Annotated in this window: 10 protein-coding genes; 1 reads left to right on the top strand and 9 read right to left on the bottom strand. The window is 73.9% G+C overall.

Features of this window, described 5'->3' with window-relative positions; translation table 11 throughout:
• Positions 1 to 17: 17 nt before the first annotated feature.
• Positions 18 to 2,063: a DNA topoisomerase (ATP-hydrolyzing) subunit B gene (gene gyrB / locus RTG05_RS00050; protein ID WP_166526931.1), complete on the bottom strand. Its 2,046-nt coding sequence runs from the start codon at positions 2,061 to 2,063 to the stop codon at positions 18 to 20.
• Between the two features lie 285 nt (positions 2,064 to 2,348).
• Entirely contained in the window at positions 2,349 to 3,773 is a 1,425-nt protein-coding gene (locus RTG05_RS00045; protein ID WP_166526930.1) for an APC family permease, read from the bottom strand.
• Between the two features lie 120 nt (positions 3,774 to 3,893).
• Between RTG05_RS00045 and RTG05_RS00040 the strand changes: the two genes are divergently transcribed.
• On the top strand, positions 3,894 to 5,429 hold the full coding sequence (locus RTG05_RS00040) for an SDR family oxidoreductase (RefSeq protein ID WP_166526929.1): 1,536 nt from the start codon (positions 3,894 to 3,896) through the stop codon (positions 5,427 to 5,429).
• A 108-nt stretch (positions 5,430 to 5,537) separates the two neighbouring features.
• Here the strand turns inward: RTG05_RS00040 and RTG05_RS00035 are convergent, their stop codons facing one another.
• The 7 genes from RTG05_RS00035 to dnaA all read right to left on the bottom strand — a co-directional run bounded on the left by RTG05_RS00035 (position 5,538) and on the right by dnaA (position 15,023).
• Complete coding sequence (locus RTG05_RS00035) at positions 5,538 to 7,337, bottom strand: ABC transporter ATP-binding protein (RefSeq protein WP_315912156.1); 1,800 nt, start codon at positions 7,335 to 7,337, stop codon at positions 5,538 to 5,540.
• Between the two features lie 10 nt (positions 7,338 to 7,347).
• Entirely contained in the window at positions 7,348 to 8,316 is a 969-nt protein-coding gene (locus RTG05_RS00030) for a hypothetical protein (protein WP_166526928.1), read from the bottom strand.
• 59 nt (positions 8,317 to 8,375) lie between these two features.
• The gene (locus RTG05_RS00025; RefSeq protein ID WP_166526927.1) at positions 8,376 to 8,876 is read right to left on the bottom strand and encodes a DciA family protein; all 501 of its coding nucleotides are present in this window, start codon (positions 8,874 to 8,876) and stop codon (positions 8,376 to 8,378) included.
• Positions 8,873 to 10,060 carry a DNA replication/repair protein RecF gene (gene recF / locus RTG05_RS00020; RefSeq protein ID WP_166526926.1) on the bottom strand — a complete coding sequence of 396 codons (1,188 nt, stop codon included), beginning with the start codon at positions 10,058 to 10,060 and terminating at the stop codon, positions 8,873 to 8,875. The genes RTG05_RS00025 and recF overlap by 4 nt, the downstream gene beginning before the upstream one ends.
• 153 nt (positions 10,061 to 10,213) lie before the next feature.
• Entirely contained in the window at positions 10,214 to 11,146 is a 933-nt protein-coding gene (gene gnd / locus RTG05_RS00015) for a phosphogluconate dehydrogenase (NAD(+)-dependent, decarboxylating) (protein WP_166526925.1), read from the bottom strand.
• A 112-nt stretch (positions 11,147 to 11,258) separates the two neighbouring features.
• Entirely contained in the window at positions 11,259 to 12,422 is a 1,164-nt protein-coding gene (dnaN, locus tag RTG05_RS00010; protein ID WP_166526924.1) for a DNA polymerase III subunit beta, read from the bottom strand.
• Positions 12,423 to 13,265: 843 nt separating this feature from the next.
• Positions 13,266 to 15,023 (bottom strand): chromosomal replication initiator protein DnaA, encoded by a 1,758-nt coding sequence (gene dnaA / locus RTG05_RS00005; protein ID WP_208104720.1) that lies wholly within the window; start codon positions 15,021 to 15,023, stop codon positions 13,266 to 13,268.

The following is a 15,023-nucleotide window of genomic DNA, read 5'->3' as shown; positions in this document are numbered from 1 at the left end:
GGCGAGGGGGTCCTTCTTCAGACGTCCAAGAACCGCACGTCCCGGGCGTTGCGGGTGATGAAGCTGCGGCGGGCCTCGACGTCCTCGCCCATGAGGATGCTGAACAGCTCGTCGGCGGTGGCGGCGTCCTCGAGGGTGACCTGGCCGAGCAGCCGGGTCTCGGGGTTCATCGTGGTCTCCCACAGCTCGCTGGCGTTCATCTCACCGAGCCCCTTGTACCGCTGGATCATCTCCTCGCGGACCCGGCGGCCCTCCTCCTTGCCGGCCTTGAGCAGCGCGTCGCGCTCCCGGTCGGAGTAGGCGTACTGGTCGCCCCACTTGCCGCCCCACTTGATCTTGTACAGCGGGGGGCGGGCCAGGTAGACGTGGCCGGCCTCGACCAGCGGCCGCATGAAGCGGAACAGCAGGGTCAGCAGCAGCGTGCAGATGTGCTGGCCGTCGACGTCGGCGTCGGCCATCAGCACGATCTTGTGGTAACGCAGCTTGGCCAGGTCGAACTCGTCGTGGATGCCGGTGCCGAAGGCGGTGATCATCGACTGGACCTCGGTGTTCTTGAGCACCCGGTCGATGCGCGCCTTCTCGACGTTGATGATCTTGCCGCGGATCGGCAGGATCGCCTGGAACATCGAGTCGCGGCCGGACTTCGCCGAGCCCCCGGCGGAGTCGCCCTCGACGATGTAGACCTCGGAGTTGCGCGGGTCGGTGGAGCGGCAGTCGGCCAGCTTGCCGGGGAGCCCGGTGGAGTTCAGCGGGTTCTTCCGCGCCAGCTGGCGGGCCTGCTGGGCGGCGCGGCGGGCGCGGGCGGCGGAGCTGGCCTTGGTGATGATCTGCTTGGCCTCGGCGGGGTTGGCCTCGAACCAGTGCCCGATCTGCTCGTTGCAGACCCGCTGCACGAAGCCCTTGACCTCGGTGTTGCCGAGCTTGGTCTTGGTCTGACCCTCGAACTGCGGGTCGCCGAGCTTGACCGAGACGATCGCGGCCAGGCCCTCGCGGATGTCCTCGCCGGTGAGCTTCTCGTCCTTGCTCTTGAAGAGCTTCTTGTCCTCCGCGTAGCGGTTGACGATCGAGGTCAGCGCGGCGCGGAAGCCCTCCTCGTGGGTGCCGCCCTCGTGGGTGTTGATGATGTTGGCGAAGGTGTGCACCGACTCGGAGTAGGCCTCCGACCACTGCATCGCGACGTCGACCGACATCGCCGTGTCGTTCTTGCCGGTGCCGTCGGCGGAGAAGCCGATGACCGACCGGTGGATGGCGGTCCGGGTCCGGTTCAGGTGGGCGACGTAGTCCTTGAGGCCGCCCTCGTAGAGGTAGGTCACCTCGGTCGGCTCGAAGGCCGGCTCCTCGGCGTGCGCCGCCGGTGCCGCCTCGGCGAGGGACACCTCGTCGGCCATGCCGGTCTCGGCCCTGCTGTGACCGGGGCGCTCGTCGCGCAGCACGATGCGCAGGCCGGCGTTGAGGAAGGCCATCTCCTGCAGCCGGCGGCTGATCGTGTCGAAGGAGTAGGCCGTCGTCTCGAAGATGCCCGGGTCGGCCCAGAAGGTGATCTGGGTGCCGCGCTTGCGCGTCGGGCCGATCTTCTCCAGCGGGGAGGGCTTGGCCTCGGCGTAGTGCTGGTGCCACTCGGTGCCGTCGCGCCAGATGCGGACGTCGAGCTCGCTGGACAGCGCGTTGACGACGGTGACGCCCACGCCGTGCAGGCCGCCGGAGACCCCGTAGCTCTTGCCGTCGAACTTGCCGCCCGCGTGCAGGATGGTCAGGACCACCTCGACGGTCGGCCGCTTCTCCACCGGGTGCAGGTCGACCGGGATGCCGCGGCCGTTGTCCTCCACCCGGACGCCGCCGTCGGCCAGCAGGGTCACCCGGACGGTGTCGCAGTAGCCGGCCAGGGACTCGTCGACGGCGTTGTCGACGACCTCCCACACCATGTGGTGCAGGCCCCGCTCGCCGGTCGAGCCGATGTACATGCCCGGGCGCTTGCGGACGGCCTCCAGACCCTCGAGGACGGTGATGGAGCTGCCCGAGTAGGCGTTCTCAGCCGGGGCATCGGTCTTCGGTCGCGCGACCACGTGGGGCCTTCCTGTCGCGCACCCGGCCCACGGCGCCCGACGAGGACAGGGGCGCAGAACGGCTCTCAGCCGGATGCTGGCGGTTTCTGCCTCCGAGGATACCGGGTGGGACGACAGGAACGCGGCCGTCCCGGCCCTCACGCCGTGTCTGCGCCACTCGCAGCACGTCTGCCACCACCGGTGTTGCCCCCGCCCCCGACACGCCGCCCGGGAGGTGCTGGAACGGCCCTCTCGCAAGGTCCCGGCCCGAGCGGAGCGAGGGTCGGGGGGCGAGGGGGTCCTCCTCTAGTTGCGCGGACCGGTGGGGCGCTCGCCGGTCAGGTGGCCGGGGTCGAACCGGGGCGTCCCGGCGCCGCCGCGCCTGGTCGCCAGGACCGTCACGCCCCACAGCACGACGCCGATGGCCAGCAGCACACCGGCGATCCGGTACTGCTCGGCGGGGCGGCCGGCCCAGGGCGTGGCCAGGTAGGCGCAGGCGAGTGCCCCGACGACGGGCAGCACCGTGGGGGTGCGGAAGTGGTCGGCGTCCACCGGGTCGCGGCGCAGCACCAGGACGGCGACGTTCACGACGGTGAACACGATGAGCAGCAGCAGGGCCGTGGTGCCGCCGAGGGCCGGCACCTCCCCGACGAAGGTGATCAGCCCGAACGCCAGCGCGGTGGTGAACAGGATGGCGGTGGTCGGCGTGCGGCGGCGGAGGTGCACCGCGCCGAGGAGGCGCGGCAGCACCCGCTCACGGCTCAGGCCGTAGACCAGCCGGCTGGCCATCAGCATGTTGATCAGCGCCGAGTTGGCGACGGCGAACATGGTGATGACGCCGAACAGGCCCAGCGGGAAGCCCGGGGCACCGGCCTCCACCACCTGCAGCAGCGGGGTGTCGCCCTGGCTGAGCCGGTCGGCCGGCACCAGCGCGATCGCCGAGATCGACACCAGCACGTAGATCAGGCCGGTGAGGCACAGCCCGGCCAGCAGCACCTTCGGGAAGATCCGCCGCGGCTCCTTGCACTCCTCGGCCATGTTGACCGAGTCCTCGAAGCCGACCATCGCGAAGAAGGCCAGCCCGGTCGCGGCGATGACCCCGCCGACCACCGAGCGCTCGCCGGTGTCGAACTCCGTCACCCGGGAGAAGTCCCCGCCCCCGCCGCCGAGGGCCCAGACGCCCACGCCGATGACGATCAGCAGGCCGGTCAGCTCCACGCAGGTGAGCACCACGTTGGCCTTGACGCTCTCGCCGACCCCGCGCAGGTTGACCAGGGCGATCAGGGCCATGAAGCCCAGCCCGATGAGGGTGATCCCGATGCCCTCGCCCACGCTCAGGTCGAAGACGCGGGCGAAGTTGGCGCTGAACGCCCGCGCTGCGGTGGACGCCGAGGTGATGCCCGAGCTCATCACCGCGAAGGCCACGAGGAACGTCACGAAGTGGACGCCGAACGCCTTGTGCGCGTAGAGCGCCGCACCGGCGGCCTGCGGGTACTTGGTGACCAGCTCCAGGTAGCTGAACGCGGTGACCAGGGCGACGAGGAAGGCGACGAGGAACGGCAGCCAGACCACGCCGCCGACCTGCGCGGCGACCTGGCCGGTCAGTGCGTAGATGCCGGTGCCCAGGACGTCGCCGACGATGAACAGCAGCAGCAGGCCCGGGCCCATCACCCGCCTGAGCGCCGGCTGGCCGTCGGACGTGCGGTCGGGCGCTGCCGTGGTGTCGGCCATGGGGACCCCCCGGGTGGTGGTACCGGTGCGTGCGACCGCCGTCGGCCGGGTCCGATCGTGGCGGGTGGGCCCTCCCGACGCGACCCGAGCGCGTGCGGCGTCCGCGCCGGACACTGGGGCATGGCCGAGACCGAGGGCACCCCTGCCGTCCCCGCAGCGAAGACCTGCCTCGTCACCGGGGCGACCGGCTACATCGGCGGCCGGCTGGTCCCCGAGCTGCTGGCCGCCGGGCACCGCGTCCGCGTGATGACCCGGTCCCCCGAGCGGCTGCGCGACCACCCGTGGGCCGGGGACGTCGAGATCGCCCGGGCCGACGCCGGCGACCCGGAGGCGGTCGCCGGGGCCTGCGCCGGGGTCGACGTCGTCTACTACCTGATCCACGCGCTGGGCACCGGCAGCGAGTTCGAGGACACCGACCGGCGGACCGCGCAGGTCATGGCCGGTGCCGCCCGCGAGGCCGGGGTCGGCCGGCTGGTCTACCTCAGCGGGCTGGACCCCGACGACGAGGAGCTCTCCCCGCACCTGCGCTCGCGGGCGGAGGTCGCCGCGATCCTGCTCGGCTCCGGCGTCCCGACCGTCGTCCTGCGGGCCGCGGTGGTGCTGGGGTCGGGGTCGGCGTCCTTCGAGATGCTGCGCTACCTGACCGAGCGGCTGCCGCTGATGATCACGCCCCGGTGGGTGCACAGCCGCATCCAGCCGATCGCCATCCGCGACGTGCTGCGCTACCTGGTCGGCTGCGCGACCCTGCCGAGCGACGTGCACCGCTGCTTCGACATCGGCGGCCCCGACGTCATGACCTACCTGGAGATGATGCAGCGCTTCGCCGCCGTCGATGGGCTCAGCAGGCGGCGGATCCTGCCGGTGCCGGTGCTCAGCCCGGCGCTGTCCAGCCACTGGGTCGGCGTGATCACCCCCGTGCCGGCGTCGATCGCCCGGCCGCTGGTGGAGTCGCTGCGCAACACCGTCGTGTGCTCCGAGCACGACATCGCCCGGTACGTGCCCGACCCGCCCGAGGGGCTGCTGGGCTTCGACGACGCCGTCCGGCTGGCCGTGCAGCGGGTCAGGGACCAGACGGTGGCCACCCGCTGGTCCTCGGCGTCCGTGCCCGGGGCCCCGTCGGACCCGCTGCCCACCGACCCGGACTGGGCCGGCGGCACCCTCTACCTGGACGAGAAGAGCCGGCTGACCGACGCCTCGCCCGAGGACCTGTGGCGGGTCGTCGAGGGGATCGGCGGCGACAGCGGCTGGTACTCCTTCCCGCTGGCCTGGGAGGTGCGCGGCTGGCTGGACCGGGCCGTCGGCGGCGTGGGCCTGCGGCGCGGGCGACGCTCGCCCTCGGACCTCTACGTCGGCGAGGCCCTGGACTTCTGGCGGGTCGAGGAGCTCGACGAGGGCAGGCTGCTGCGGCTGCGCGCGGAGATGCGGCTGCCCGGGCTGGCCTGGCTGGAGTTCCACGTGGAACCACAGGAGGACGGGCGCACCCTGCTGCGCCAGAAGGCGACGTTCAAGCCCTCCGGGCTGTTCGGGCACCTGTACTGGCGGGTCCTGGTGCCCTTCCACGGCCCCATCTTCGGCGGCATGATCCGCAACATCTGCCGCGCGGCCGAGCAGGGGACGGCGGCCTCCGTGGGCTCGCACCGCGCCCAGGCGGCGTGATCTGTGTCGGCCCCTCGATGATCAGCTGAGCTGACCGTTGCCGGTCCTGGCTCACTGCCGGTGGTGAGCCAGGACCCTCGATGACCAGCTCAGCTGATCATCGGCGGGTCACACCAGCAGTTGGGCGGCGGCGAGCTCGCGGTAGAGGGGGCTGGTCTCCACCAGCTCCTCGTGGGTGCCGCTGGCGACGACCTGCCCGGCGTCGAGCACCACGATCCGGTCGCTGTCCAGCACGGTGGACAGCCGGTGGGCGACCACGAGCAGCGCCCGGTCGGCCGACGCGGCGGCCAGGGTGTCGCGCAGCAGGGCCTCGTTGCGGGCGTCCAGGCTGGCGGTCGGCTCGTCGAGCAGCAGCAGCGCGGGGCGGGCCAGCAGCGACCGGGCGATGGCCAGCCGCTGGCGCTGCCCGCCGGACAGCAGCACGCCGTCGTCCCCCACCGGCACGTCCAGGCCGCGCGGTGAGCGCTGCACCACCCCGGTGAGCCCGACGTCGGCCAGCACCGCCCACAGCTCGGGGTCACTCGCCTGCGGGGCGGCCAGCAGCAGGTTGTCCCGCACCGACCCGGCCAGCACCGGTGCCTCCTGCTCGACGTAGCCCAGCCGGGCGCGCAGGCCGGCCCGCGGCAACTCGCGGACGTCGGTGCCGGCCCACCGCACCGCCCCGCCGGTCAGCGGGTAGAAGCCCTCGACCAGCGCGAGCACCGTGGACTTCCCCGCCCCCGAGGGCCCGACCAGGGCCACCCGGCTGCCCGCCGGCACCGACAGCGACACCCCGCGCAGCACGTCGGTGCCGTCCGGGTAGCCGAACGAGACGTCGTCCAGCTCCAGCAGCGGCACCTCCCGGGACGGCGGCGTCACCGGCACGGGCAGCAGCGCGCCGCCGCGCTCGGGCCGGGCGTCGTCCTCCGGCGCCAGGCCCAGCACCTCCTGGATGCGGGCCAGGGCACCCAAGCCGGTCTGCAGCTGGGTCCACGCCCCGATCGCCTGGCCCAGCGGCAGGACCAGCAGGAACAGGTAGAGGATGAAGGCGACCAGGTCGGCGACGGCGATCGAGCCGGTGGCCACCCGGTAGCCGCCCAGCCCCAGGACTGCGAGGAAGGCCCCCTGGACGGCGATCGACCCGGCCGGGCTCACCAGCGCCTGCAGCCGGGCCACCCGCACGCCGGCGGCGTACGCCCGCCCGGCACTGGCCGCGACGACGTCGACCTCGCGGGCGGTCGCGCCGCTGGCCCGGATGGTGCGCACCGCCGACAGCGCCCGCTCGACCGCGGCGGTCATCGCGCCGACCTCCGCCTGGGCCTGCTGGGACAGCCGCCGCACCCCGCGGGAGACCGACACGACCACCGCGAGACCGACCCCGACCGACCCGACGGTGACCAGCAGCAGCCAGCCGTCGACCAGCGCCATGGCGACCAGCGCGCCGACGGCGACCACCGCGGAGCCGGCCACCTCGACGACCCCGGAGGTCACCGTCGCCCGCAGCAGCGTGGTGTCCGCGCCGACCCGCGACATCAGGTCCCCGGTGCGCCGCCGGTCGTACTCGACCACGGGCAGCCGCAGCAGTCGGTCGGTCAGCGTGCGCCGGGTGGTCAGCACGACGCCCTCGGCGGTGCGCTGCAGCAGGTACCCCTGCACCGCGTTCAGCGCCGCCGACGCGACCAGGACGACGACCAGCAGCGCCACGACCGGCAGCAGCCGCCCGCCGGACCCGACCACCTCGATCACCCGGGCGACCAGGGCCGGCTGGGCCAGCGCCCCGGCCGCCGCGACCAGCGACAGGGCGGCGGCCAGGGCCAGCGGACGCCGGTGCGGGCGGACCAGGGGCCACAGCTGGCGCAGCGTGGCCGAGGGCGCCGTCTCCGCCGAGAGAGCGGCCTCCACCGGGGTGTCCACCGCGGGGCTGCTCACCGCCGCCGGCTCAGAGGACCGGGGCGAGGGCACCGACGACCGCGGTGAGCAGCCGGGCGTGGTGCTCGATGAGCTGCGGGCGGTGCCCGTCCGGGCGGATCGCGGCGATCCAGCCGCCCACCGAGACGCCCCCGGCGGTCCCGGCCGTCGTCCAGAACTCGTCCCCGTCGTCGGTGCCCAGCAGCATGCCGCGGACGGCGTCGGAGCCGACCAGCGCGCGGGCGGCCGGACCGTCCTCGGCGGCCAGCAGCACCCAGCGGCCGTCGAAAGCGGGGTCACCGCTGGGCACGTGCACCAGCCCGCCGGTGCGGTGCTTCCAGAAGCGGGCCGGCGAGAGCCGCAGCGCCGGTAGCGCACCGAGCACGGGGGCGGCGGTGACCGCGTACTCGGGCACCGCGTAGCGCCCGGAGGCGAACAGCACGTCGAAGGCGACCAGGTCCAGGGTGCCGTAACGGCCGCGCATCACGCCGGCCGGCCGGTGGTCCTTGGTGGCACGGACCGGTGCGGTGCGCACCAGTTCGGCCAGGGCGGCGTCCTCCGGGCCGGTGCCGTCGGAGAGGTCCCAGCCCTGCTGGACTGCCCAGGCCTGAGCTCCCACGGTGTCGCCCTGGTAGGCGAACACCCGCTCCACCTCGCCGGGGGTGCGCGGCCGGCGCGGACCGAACAGGCCGGGCCCGGGCGGCTGGTCACCGGCGGTCTGCGGTCCGGCCGGCGGGGCCTGCGCCGGGCGGTCGGGGACGGCTGGCGGGAGGTCCCAGCCCGGCGGCTGCCAGGCGGTGCTGCCGCCTTGCTGCTGGCTGCCGGCCGGTGGCTGCTCGGCCGGCGGTTGCGGGGCCGGTGGCTGCGGGGCCGGTGGCTGCGGCGTGCTGGGCTCGGCGCCGGAGCGGTCGTCGCCGCCGAGGTGGCCCGGCTCGCGCCAGCCGCTGCCCTCGTCGGGCTGGTCGCGGTCGAAGCCGTCGCGGTCGCGCGGGCTGCTCATGCCTGCCTCATCCCCATGTGTGCCGTCCTCCCGGAGCCGCCCGCGCCGCGCGGCGGCTCCTATCCGTACGTGTCCCGGGGTCCGCGTCCGCGGACCGAGCGGGGCCCCTTCTTCCAGCTCGGGGCCGTCGGTCCGACAACGCGCAGGCGGGTCACGACGTCCCCGCCGACCGAGGCGTGCAACCGGGCGAGGATCGTCGGGGTCAGCAGCCGCAGCTGGGTGGCCCACGCGGTGGACTCCGCCACGACCAGCAGCTCCCCCTCGGTCAGGGTCTGCGGGGTGCAGTGCGCGGCGATGTCCGGGCCGACCAGCGCCGACCACCGGCCGAAGACCGCACCGACCTTCGTGTGCTGCGACCAGTCCTGCGCCTGCACCAGGTGGTCGACCAGCCGGCCCAGCGGCTGCGGGTCGTCGTCCCCCGGGCGCGGGCCGCTCCAGGCCCGCTTGGGCCCGGCGATCCGGCGGCGGGTGGGGCGGGGCCGGGCCGCGGATGCCGCCCGCGCGGCCTCCAGCGCGGCGCGTGCGATGTCACTGGGCCGGGCCGGCCGCTCCTCGCTCATGGGACCTCCTCCCGCACCGCACCGTCCTCGGCGGTCACCGGGTCCAGCGGTACCGCCTGGCCCCCGGCGACCTGCACCACCGCGCCGCGCAGCTGCTCGGGGACGTCGTCGAGCACCGCGGCGGTCACCAGCGCCTGCTCCGCCGAGCGGGCCACCGAGGCCAGGGCGGCCCGGCGGTCGGCGTCCAGGGTGGCGAAGACGTCGTCCAGCACCAGGATGGGCTCGTCGCCGTCCTCCCGCAGGAGCGCGAAGCAGCCAAGCTTCAGCGCCAGGGCCAGCGACCAGGACTCCCCGTGGCTGGCGAAGCCCTTCGCCGGCATCGGCCCCAGCAAGATCACCAGGTCGTCGCGGTGCGGGCCGACCAGGGTCATCCCGCGGTCGACCTCGTCGCCGCGGCGCTCGGCCACGCGCTCGAGCAACGCCGCCGACAGGTCCGCCGCGCCGGGCAGCGCCGCACCCTCGCCGATCGGCGTCCCGTCGCCGGCCAGCGGCACGGTGCTGGCGTAGCCCAGCGCGGCTCCCGCGGCGTCCACCCCGGCGACCCGGGCGTGGGCCCGGGCCACGTGCGGGGCCAGATCGGCGACCAGCCGCAGCCGGGCGGCCAGCAGCTGCCCCCCGAGGTCGACCAGGTGACCGTCCCAGACGTCGAGGGTGGCCAGCGCGTTCCCGCGGGCCAGGCGGGCGGTCTTGAGCAGCGCGTTGCGCTGCTTGAGCACCCGGTCGTAGTCGCTGCGCACGCCGGCCAGCCGCGGGGTGCGGCTGACCAGCAGGTCGTCGAGGAACCGCCGTCGCTCCGCCGGGTCGCCGCGGACGAGCACCAGGTCCTCCGGGGCGAACAGCACCGACTTCACCAGCCCGAGCAGCTCGCGCGGGCGGGGCAGCGGCGCGCGGTTGACCCGCACCCGGTTGGCCCGCCCCGGGTTGATCTCGACCTCGACCAGCAGCTCGCGGTCCTCCCGGCGCAGCGCCGCGCGGACCACCGCCTGGGCGGCGCCCTGCCGGACCATCGGGCCGTCGCCGGCGACCCGGTGGCTGCCCAGCGTGGCCAGGTAGCCGACCGCCTCGACCAGGTTGGTCTTGCCCTCGCCGTTGCGGCCGACGAAGACCGTCGGCCCCGGGCGCAGGGCGAGGTCCACCCGGTCCCAGTTGCGGAACGACCCCAGCTGCAGGTGGCGCAGGTACACCTCAGCGACCTCGGGGTGAGGTGCTGGAACGGCCGCCCTCCAGGGGCCCGCGCCGAGCGTGCGAGGCGTGGGGGGACGGTGAGGTGCTGGAACGGCCCCCGTGCAGGGCCCCGCCACGAGCCTGCGAGTGGTGGGGGGCACGGGGGTCCTTCTTCATGCCGGGCGCTCGACCTCCTGCTCGCGGACAGCCTGCACCGCGTGCCCGCCGAACTGGTTGCGCAGTGCGGCGACGGCCTTCATCGTCGGGGAGTCCTCCTGGCGGGAGGAGAAGCGGGCGAACAGCGACGCGGCGATCGTCGGCATGGGGACGGCGTTCTCGATGGCCTGCTCGACGGTCCACCGGCCCTCGCCGGAGTCCTCCGCGTACCCGCGGATCCGGTCGAGCTGCGGGTCCTCGTCCAGGGCCCGGACGAGCAGGTCCAGCAGCCAGGAGCGGATGACGGTGCCCTGCGTCCAGGACTTCACCACGCCGGGGACGTCCTCGATCAGGTCGACGGCGGCCAGCAGCTCGTAGCCCTCGCCGTAGGCCTGCATCATCGCGTACTCGATGCCGTTGTGGACCATCTTGGAGAAGTGCCCGGCGCCCACCGGCCCGGCGTGCACGAAGCCCGCGCCCGGCATCTCCTGACCGGACTCGTCCGTCGGCGACGGCGGCTTGAGCGCGTCGAACACCGGCTGGACCTTCGCGACGTCGTCCTTGGTCCCGCCGACCATCAGCGCGTAGCCGTTCTCCAGGCCCCAGACGCCGCCGGAGACGCCGGCGTCGATGTAGCCGATGCCCTTCTCACGGCACAGCACGTCGTGGACCTGGTCGTCGGTGTACTTGGAGTTGCCGCCGTCGACGATGACGTCGCCGCTGTCGAGCAGCTCGGCGAGCTCCTTGACGGTCGCCTTCGTCGGCTCGCCGGCCGGCACCATCACCCACACGACCCGGGGTGCGCTCAGCGCGCCGATCAGCTCCTCGAGGGTCCCGACGTCCCGCTTCCCGGGGCTGCGGTCGTACCCCACGACCTCGTGGCCGGCGCGGCGCAGCCGCTCGGCCATGTTGCCGCCCATCTTGCCCAGCCCGATCAGACCCAGCTGCACGGTCAGCTCTCCTTCGCGTCGGTGACGTCGTCCAGCATTGCGCGTCTGGAACGGCCCTGCTGCAGGGTCCCGCCACGAGCTCGCGAGTGGCGGGGGGCAGCGGGGTCCTCTTTCAGCCCGGCAGGCGCACCGGCATGATCAGGTAGCGGTAGCTGCCGGGACGTTCGGCGGGGCGCGCGGGCGCCGCGTCGTCGTCGGCCGCCGGCTCGGACACCCCGGAGAGCACGGCGGGCTTGAGCGGGCTGGTGAAGTCCATCCGCGCCCGCGGGGTGTGCACGGCGGCCAGCCCGTCGAGCAGGAACGTCGGGTTGAAGCCGATGGTGAGCGGGTCGCCGTCGAACTCGACGTCGCAGCGCTCCTCGGCCTGGCCCTCGTCGTCGGTGCCGCCGGCCCGCAGGGTGACCTGGCCGGGGGTGAACTCGCAGCGCAGCGGCGTGCCGCGCTCGGCGACCAGGGCGACGCGCTTGGCCGCGTCGGTGAACAGCCCCACCGGGAGCGTGGCGTTGCTCGCCGAGTCGGTGGGCATGATCGCCCGGTACTTCACGAACTCGGCGTCCAGCAGCCGGGTGGTGGTCTGCCGGTCCTTGCCCGACAGGCCCAGGATGCCCTCACCCGAGCCGCCCGAGGACAGCGACAGGGTGACCTCCGGGCCGCTGGTCAGCGTCTTCGCGGCGTCGGCCAGCGTGCGGGCGGGCACCAGCACCGCCGCGGTCACGCCGGGGGTGTCCGGGCGCCAGGCGAACTCGCGGACGGCGAGGCGGTAGCGGTCGGTCGCCGCCAGCGTCACCAGGTCGTCCTCGATCTCCAGTCGGACGCCGGTGAGCATGGGCAGCGTGTCGTCGCGCCCGGCGGCCACGGCGACCTGGCCGACGGCCTCGGCGAACACGTCGCTGTCGACGACGCCGGCCGACGACGGCATCGCCGGCAGGGACGGGTAGTCCTCGACCGGCAGCGTGGGCAGGCTGAAGCGGGCGTTGCCGCAGGAGATGGACAGCCGCGGCCCCTCGGCGGTCAGGACGACCGGGTGCGGCGGCAGCGCGCGGGTGATCTCGGCCAGCAGCCGGCCGGGGACGAGGACCCGGCCGCTCTCGGAGCCCTGCACGTCGACCTCGGCACGCGCGGAGACCTCGTAGTCGAAGCCGGACACCGACAGCTGGCTGCCGTCGACCTCGAGCAGGATCCCGGCCAGCACCGGCACCGACGGCCGTGGCGGCAGGCTGCGTGCCGTCCACGCGACGGCATCGGCGAGCACCTCACGCGCCACCCGGAACTCCATGACCCACTCCACCCCAGCCGTCGTCGTGTCGCTGCCTTGCTCTGCGGTCCTGCGATCGCGGTGCTCATCGTGCCCTGTGCCGCCGACCGGTGGTGAGCACCGGCCCTCGTCGGGGCCCTCACCGCGCAGCGTCCCCACCCAGAGTGTGGTTCGAGAAGACCCGATCTCTCTCCCTCATCCTCGTCATCACAGTTGTGGAAGCTGGGGATCGGGGCCGTCCGCGCAGGTCAGGGGCGCAGTCGACGTGTTGACCGGCTGTGGGTGGCCGTGGGGGTCGCTGTGTCGACACGTGGACATCTCGACGGTTGCCCACACCGGTCGCCGGCTCTCCACCCCCTGTCCCCCGGTTACCCCAGGTCCGTCCCCAGGCCGTACCCAGCCCCCGGACGGCGGGCCCGGCTCTCGTCCGCAGCCCGCCTCGGTCGCGTCCCGGTCCCGCCCCGGCACCGCGCCGTCGACCGGTGTCCCCGCAGGTCAGGACGGTGCTGCGCGGTACCGGGAGCCGACGGGGCGGCCGGGCGCGGGAGCCGTTCGTGACGGCAGGTGAGCGGACGGCGAGCGATCTCCCCAGGCTGTGCACATCGTTGGGGACAACTCGTCGACTCCTCGACCCGTCGCACCCGCCGGACCGGGGGACGGCAGTGGCTGGGAGCACTCCTGAGGAGGGGCGGTGCGGGACCCATCCGCGCTCGGGGACGGCGGCCAGCCGGGACACGGGCAGCGGCTCGAGGGCGTCATCGGCCTCGGTGCAGGGTCCCGCGGCGAGCGTGGTGACGTGCTGGAACGGCCCCGTTCGAGGGGCCCGCGCCGAGCCTGCGAGGTGTGGGGAGGAACGGGGTCCTCCTACTGGCGGGCGCGGCTCTTGATGCGCGCGGTGAGCTCGGTGACCTGGGTGTAGGTGGCCCTCCGCTCGCTCATCAGGTTGGTGATCTTCTTGACCGCGTGCATGACCGTGGTGTGGTCCTTGCCGCCGAAGGAGGCCCCGATCCGCGGCAGGGACAGCTCGGTGAGCTCCCGGCACAGGTACATGGCGATCTGGCGGGCGTTGACCAGCGTGCGGCTGCGGTTGGCGCCCTGCAGCTCCTCCATCGTCACGGAGAAGTACTCCGCGGTCGCCGCCATGATGATCGCCGCGGTGATCTGCGGGCCCTGCTCGTCGCTGATCAGGTCCTTGAGCACCAGCTCGGCCAGCGGCAGGTCCACCTGCTGGCGGTTCAGCGACGCGAACGCCGTCACCCGGATCAGCGCGCCCTCGAGCTCGCGGATGTTGGTCTGCACCTTGCTGGCGATGAACTCCAGCACCGGGTCGGGCACCTGCAGCCGCTCGCCGTAGGCCTTCTTGCGCAGGATGGCGATGCGGGTCTCCAGGTCCGGTGCCTGGACGTCGGTGATCAGCCCCCACTCGAAGCGGGTGCGCAGCCGGTCCTCCAGCGTGGTCAGCTTCTTCGGCGCCCGGTCGGAGGTGATGACGATCTGCTTGCTGGCGTTGTGCAGCGTGTTGAAGGTGTGGAAGAACTCCTCCTGCGTCCGCTCGGCGCGCTCCAGGAACTGGATGTCGTCGATCAGCAGGAAGTCGATGTCGCGGAACCGGCGGCGGAACTCCTCGGCCCGCCCGGAGTGCACCAGGTTGATGAACTCGTTGGTGAACTCCTCGGTGCTTACGTACCGCACCCGCACATTGGGGAACATCCGCGCGGCGTAGTGCCCGATGGCGTGCAGCAGGTGGGTCTTGCCCAGCCCGGAGTCGCCGTAGACGAACAGCGGGTTGTAGGCCCGCGCCGGCGCCTCGGCCACGGCGACGGCCGCGGCGTGGGCGAACCGGTTGCTGTTGCCGATGACGAAGGAGTCGAAGACGTACTTGGGGTTGAGCCCCGGGTCCTGCGCGCCGGTCGTGCGCCGGTCACCACCGAACAGCGGGACGGCGTCGCCCCCCCGGGAGCCACCGCGGCGGCCGCGGGACGGGCCGGACGGCTCCGGGAGGCCCCCGGTGCCGCCACCGCCGTCCAGTTCGAGGGGCAGCACGGCCACGCCGTCCTCGTCGAGGTCGGTGCCTCCCCAGTCGCGCTCGGCCGCCCGGGTGCCACGACCGGCCGCCCGCCGGGCCGGGGGGCTCCAGTCGGTCGGCGCCCACTCCTCGACGTCGCGCTCGGCGGGGCGGGCCTCGGGTGCCTCGGCGCCGTCCTCCCACGCGGGGCGCACGTCGGCGCGCACGCCGAAGGCGCTGCGCCCGTCGTCGGTGCGGTCCTGGGTCTGCCGGTCCTCCTCGGCGCGCTGGGCCTCCACCACCGACCACGGACGGCGGGTGGGCACCTCGGGCCGCGGCGGGGCGGGCGCCGCGGCGGGTGCGTCCTCCACCTGGACGGCGACGCGGATGTCCCGCCCGAGGTGTTCGGACAGCGCCTCGGCGAGCACCCGGCGCATCCGGGACTCCAGCACGGTCTGGGTGAACTCGTTGGGCGCGGAGAGCACCGCGGTGTCCTCGAACACCCCGACGGGCCGGGTGAGGTTGAGCATCGCGTTCTGCTGCGGGGACAGGCTCGTGGCCAGCCGCTCGCGGATCTGGTCCCAGACCGTCGCCAGGTCCACCGCGGCATCGGCCAT

Origin of the sequence: Geodermatophilus sp. DSM 44513 (assembly GCF_032460525.1) — a bacterium.
Classification (GTDB): Bacteria; Actinomycetota; Actinomycetes; order Mycobacteriales; family Geodermatophilaceae; genus Geodermatophilus.
Note: the sequence above shows the minus strand (reverse complement) of the source record. Positions and strands in the feature narration are given on the sequence as shown.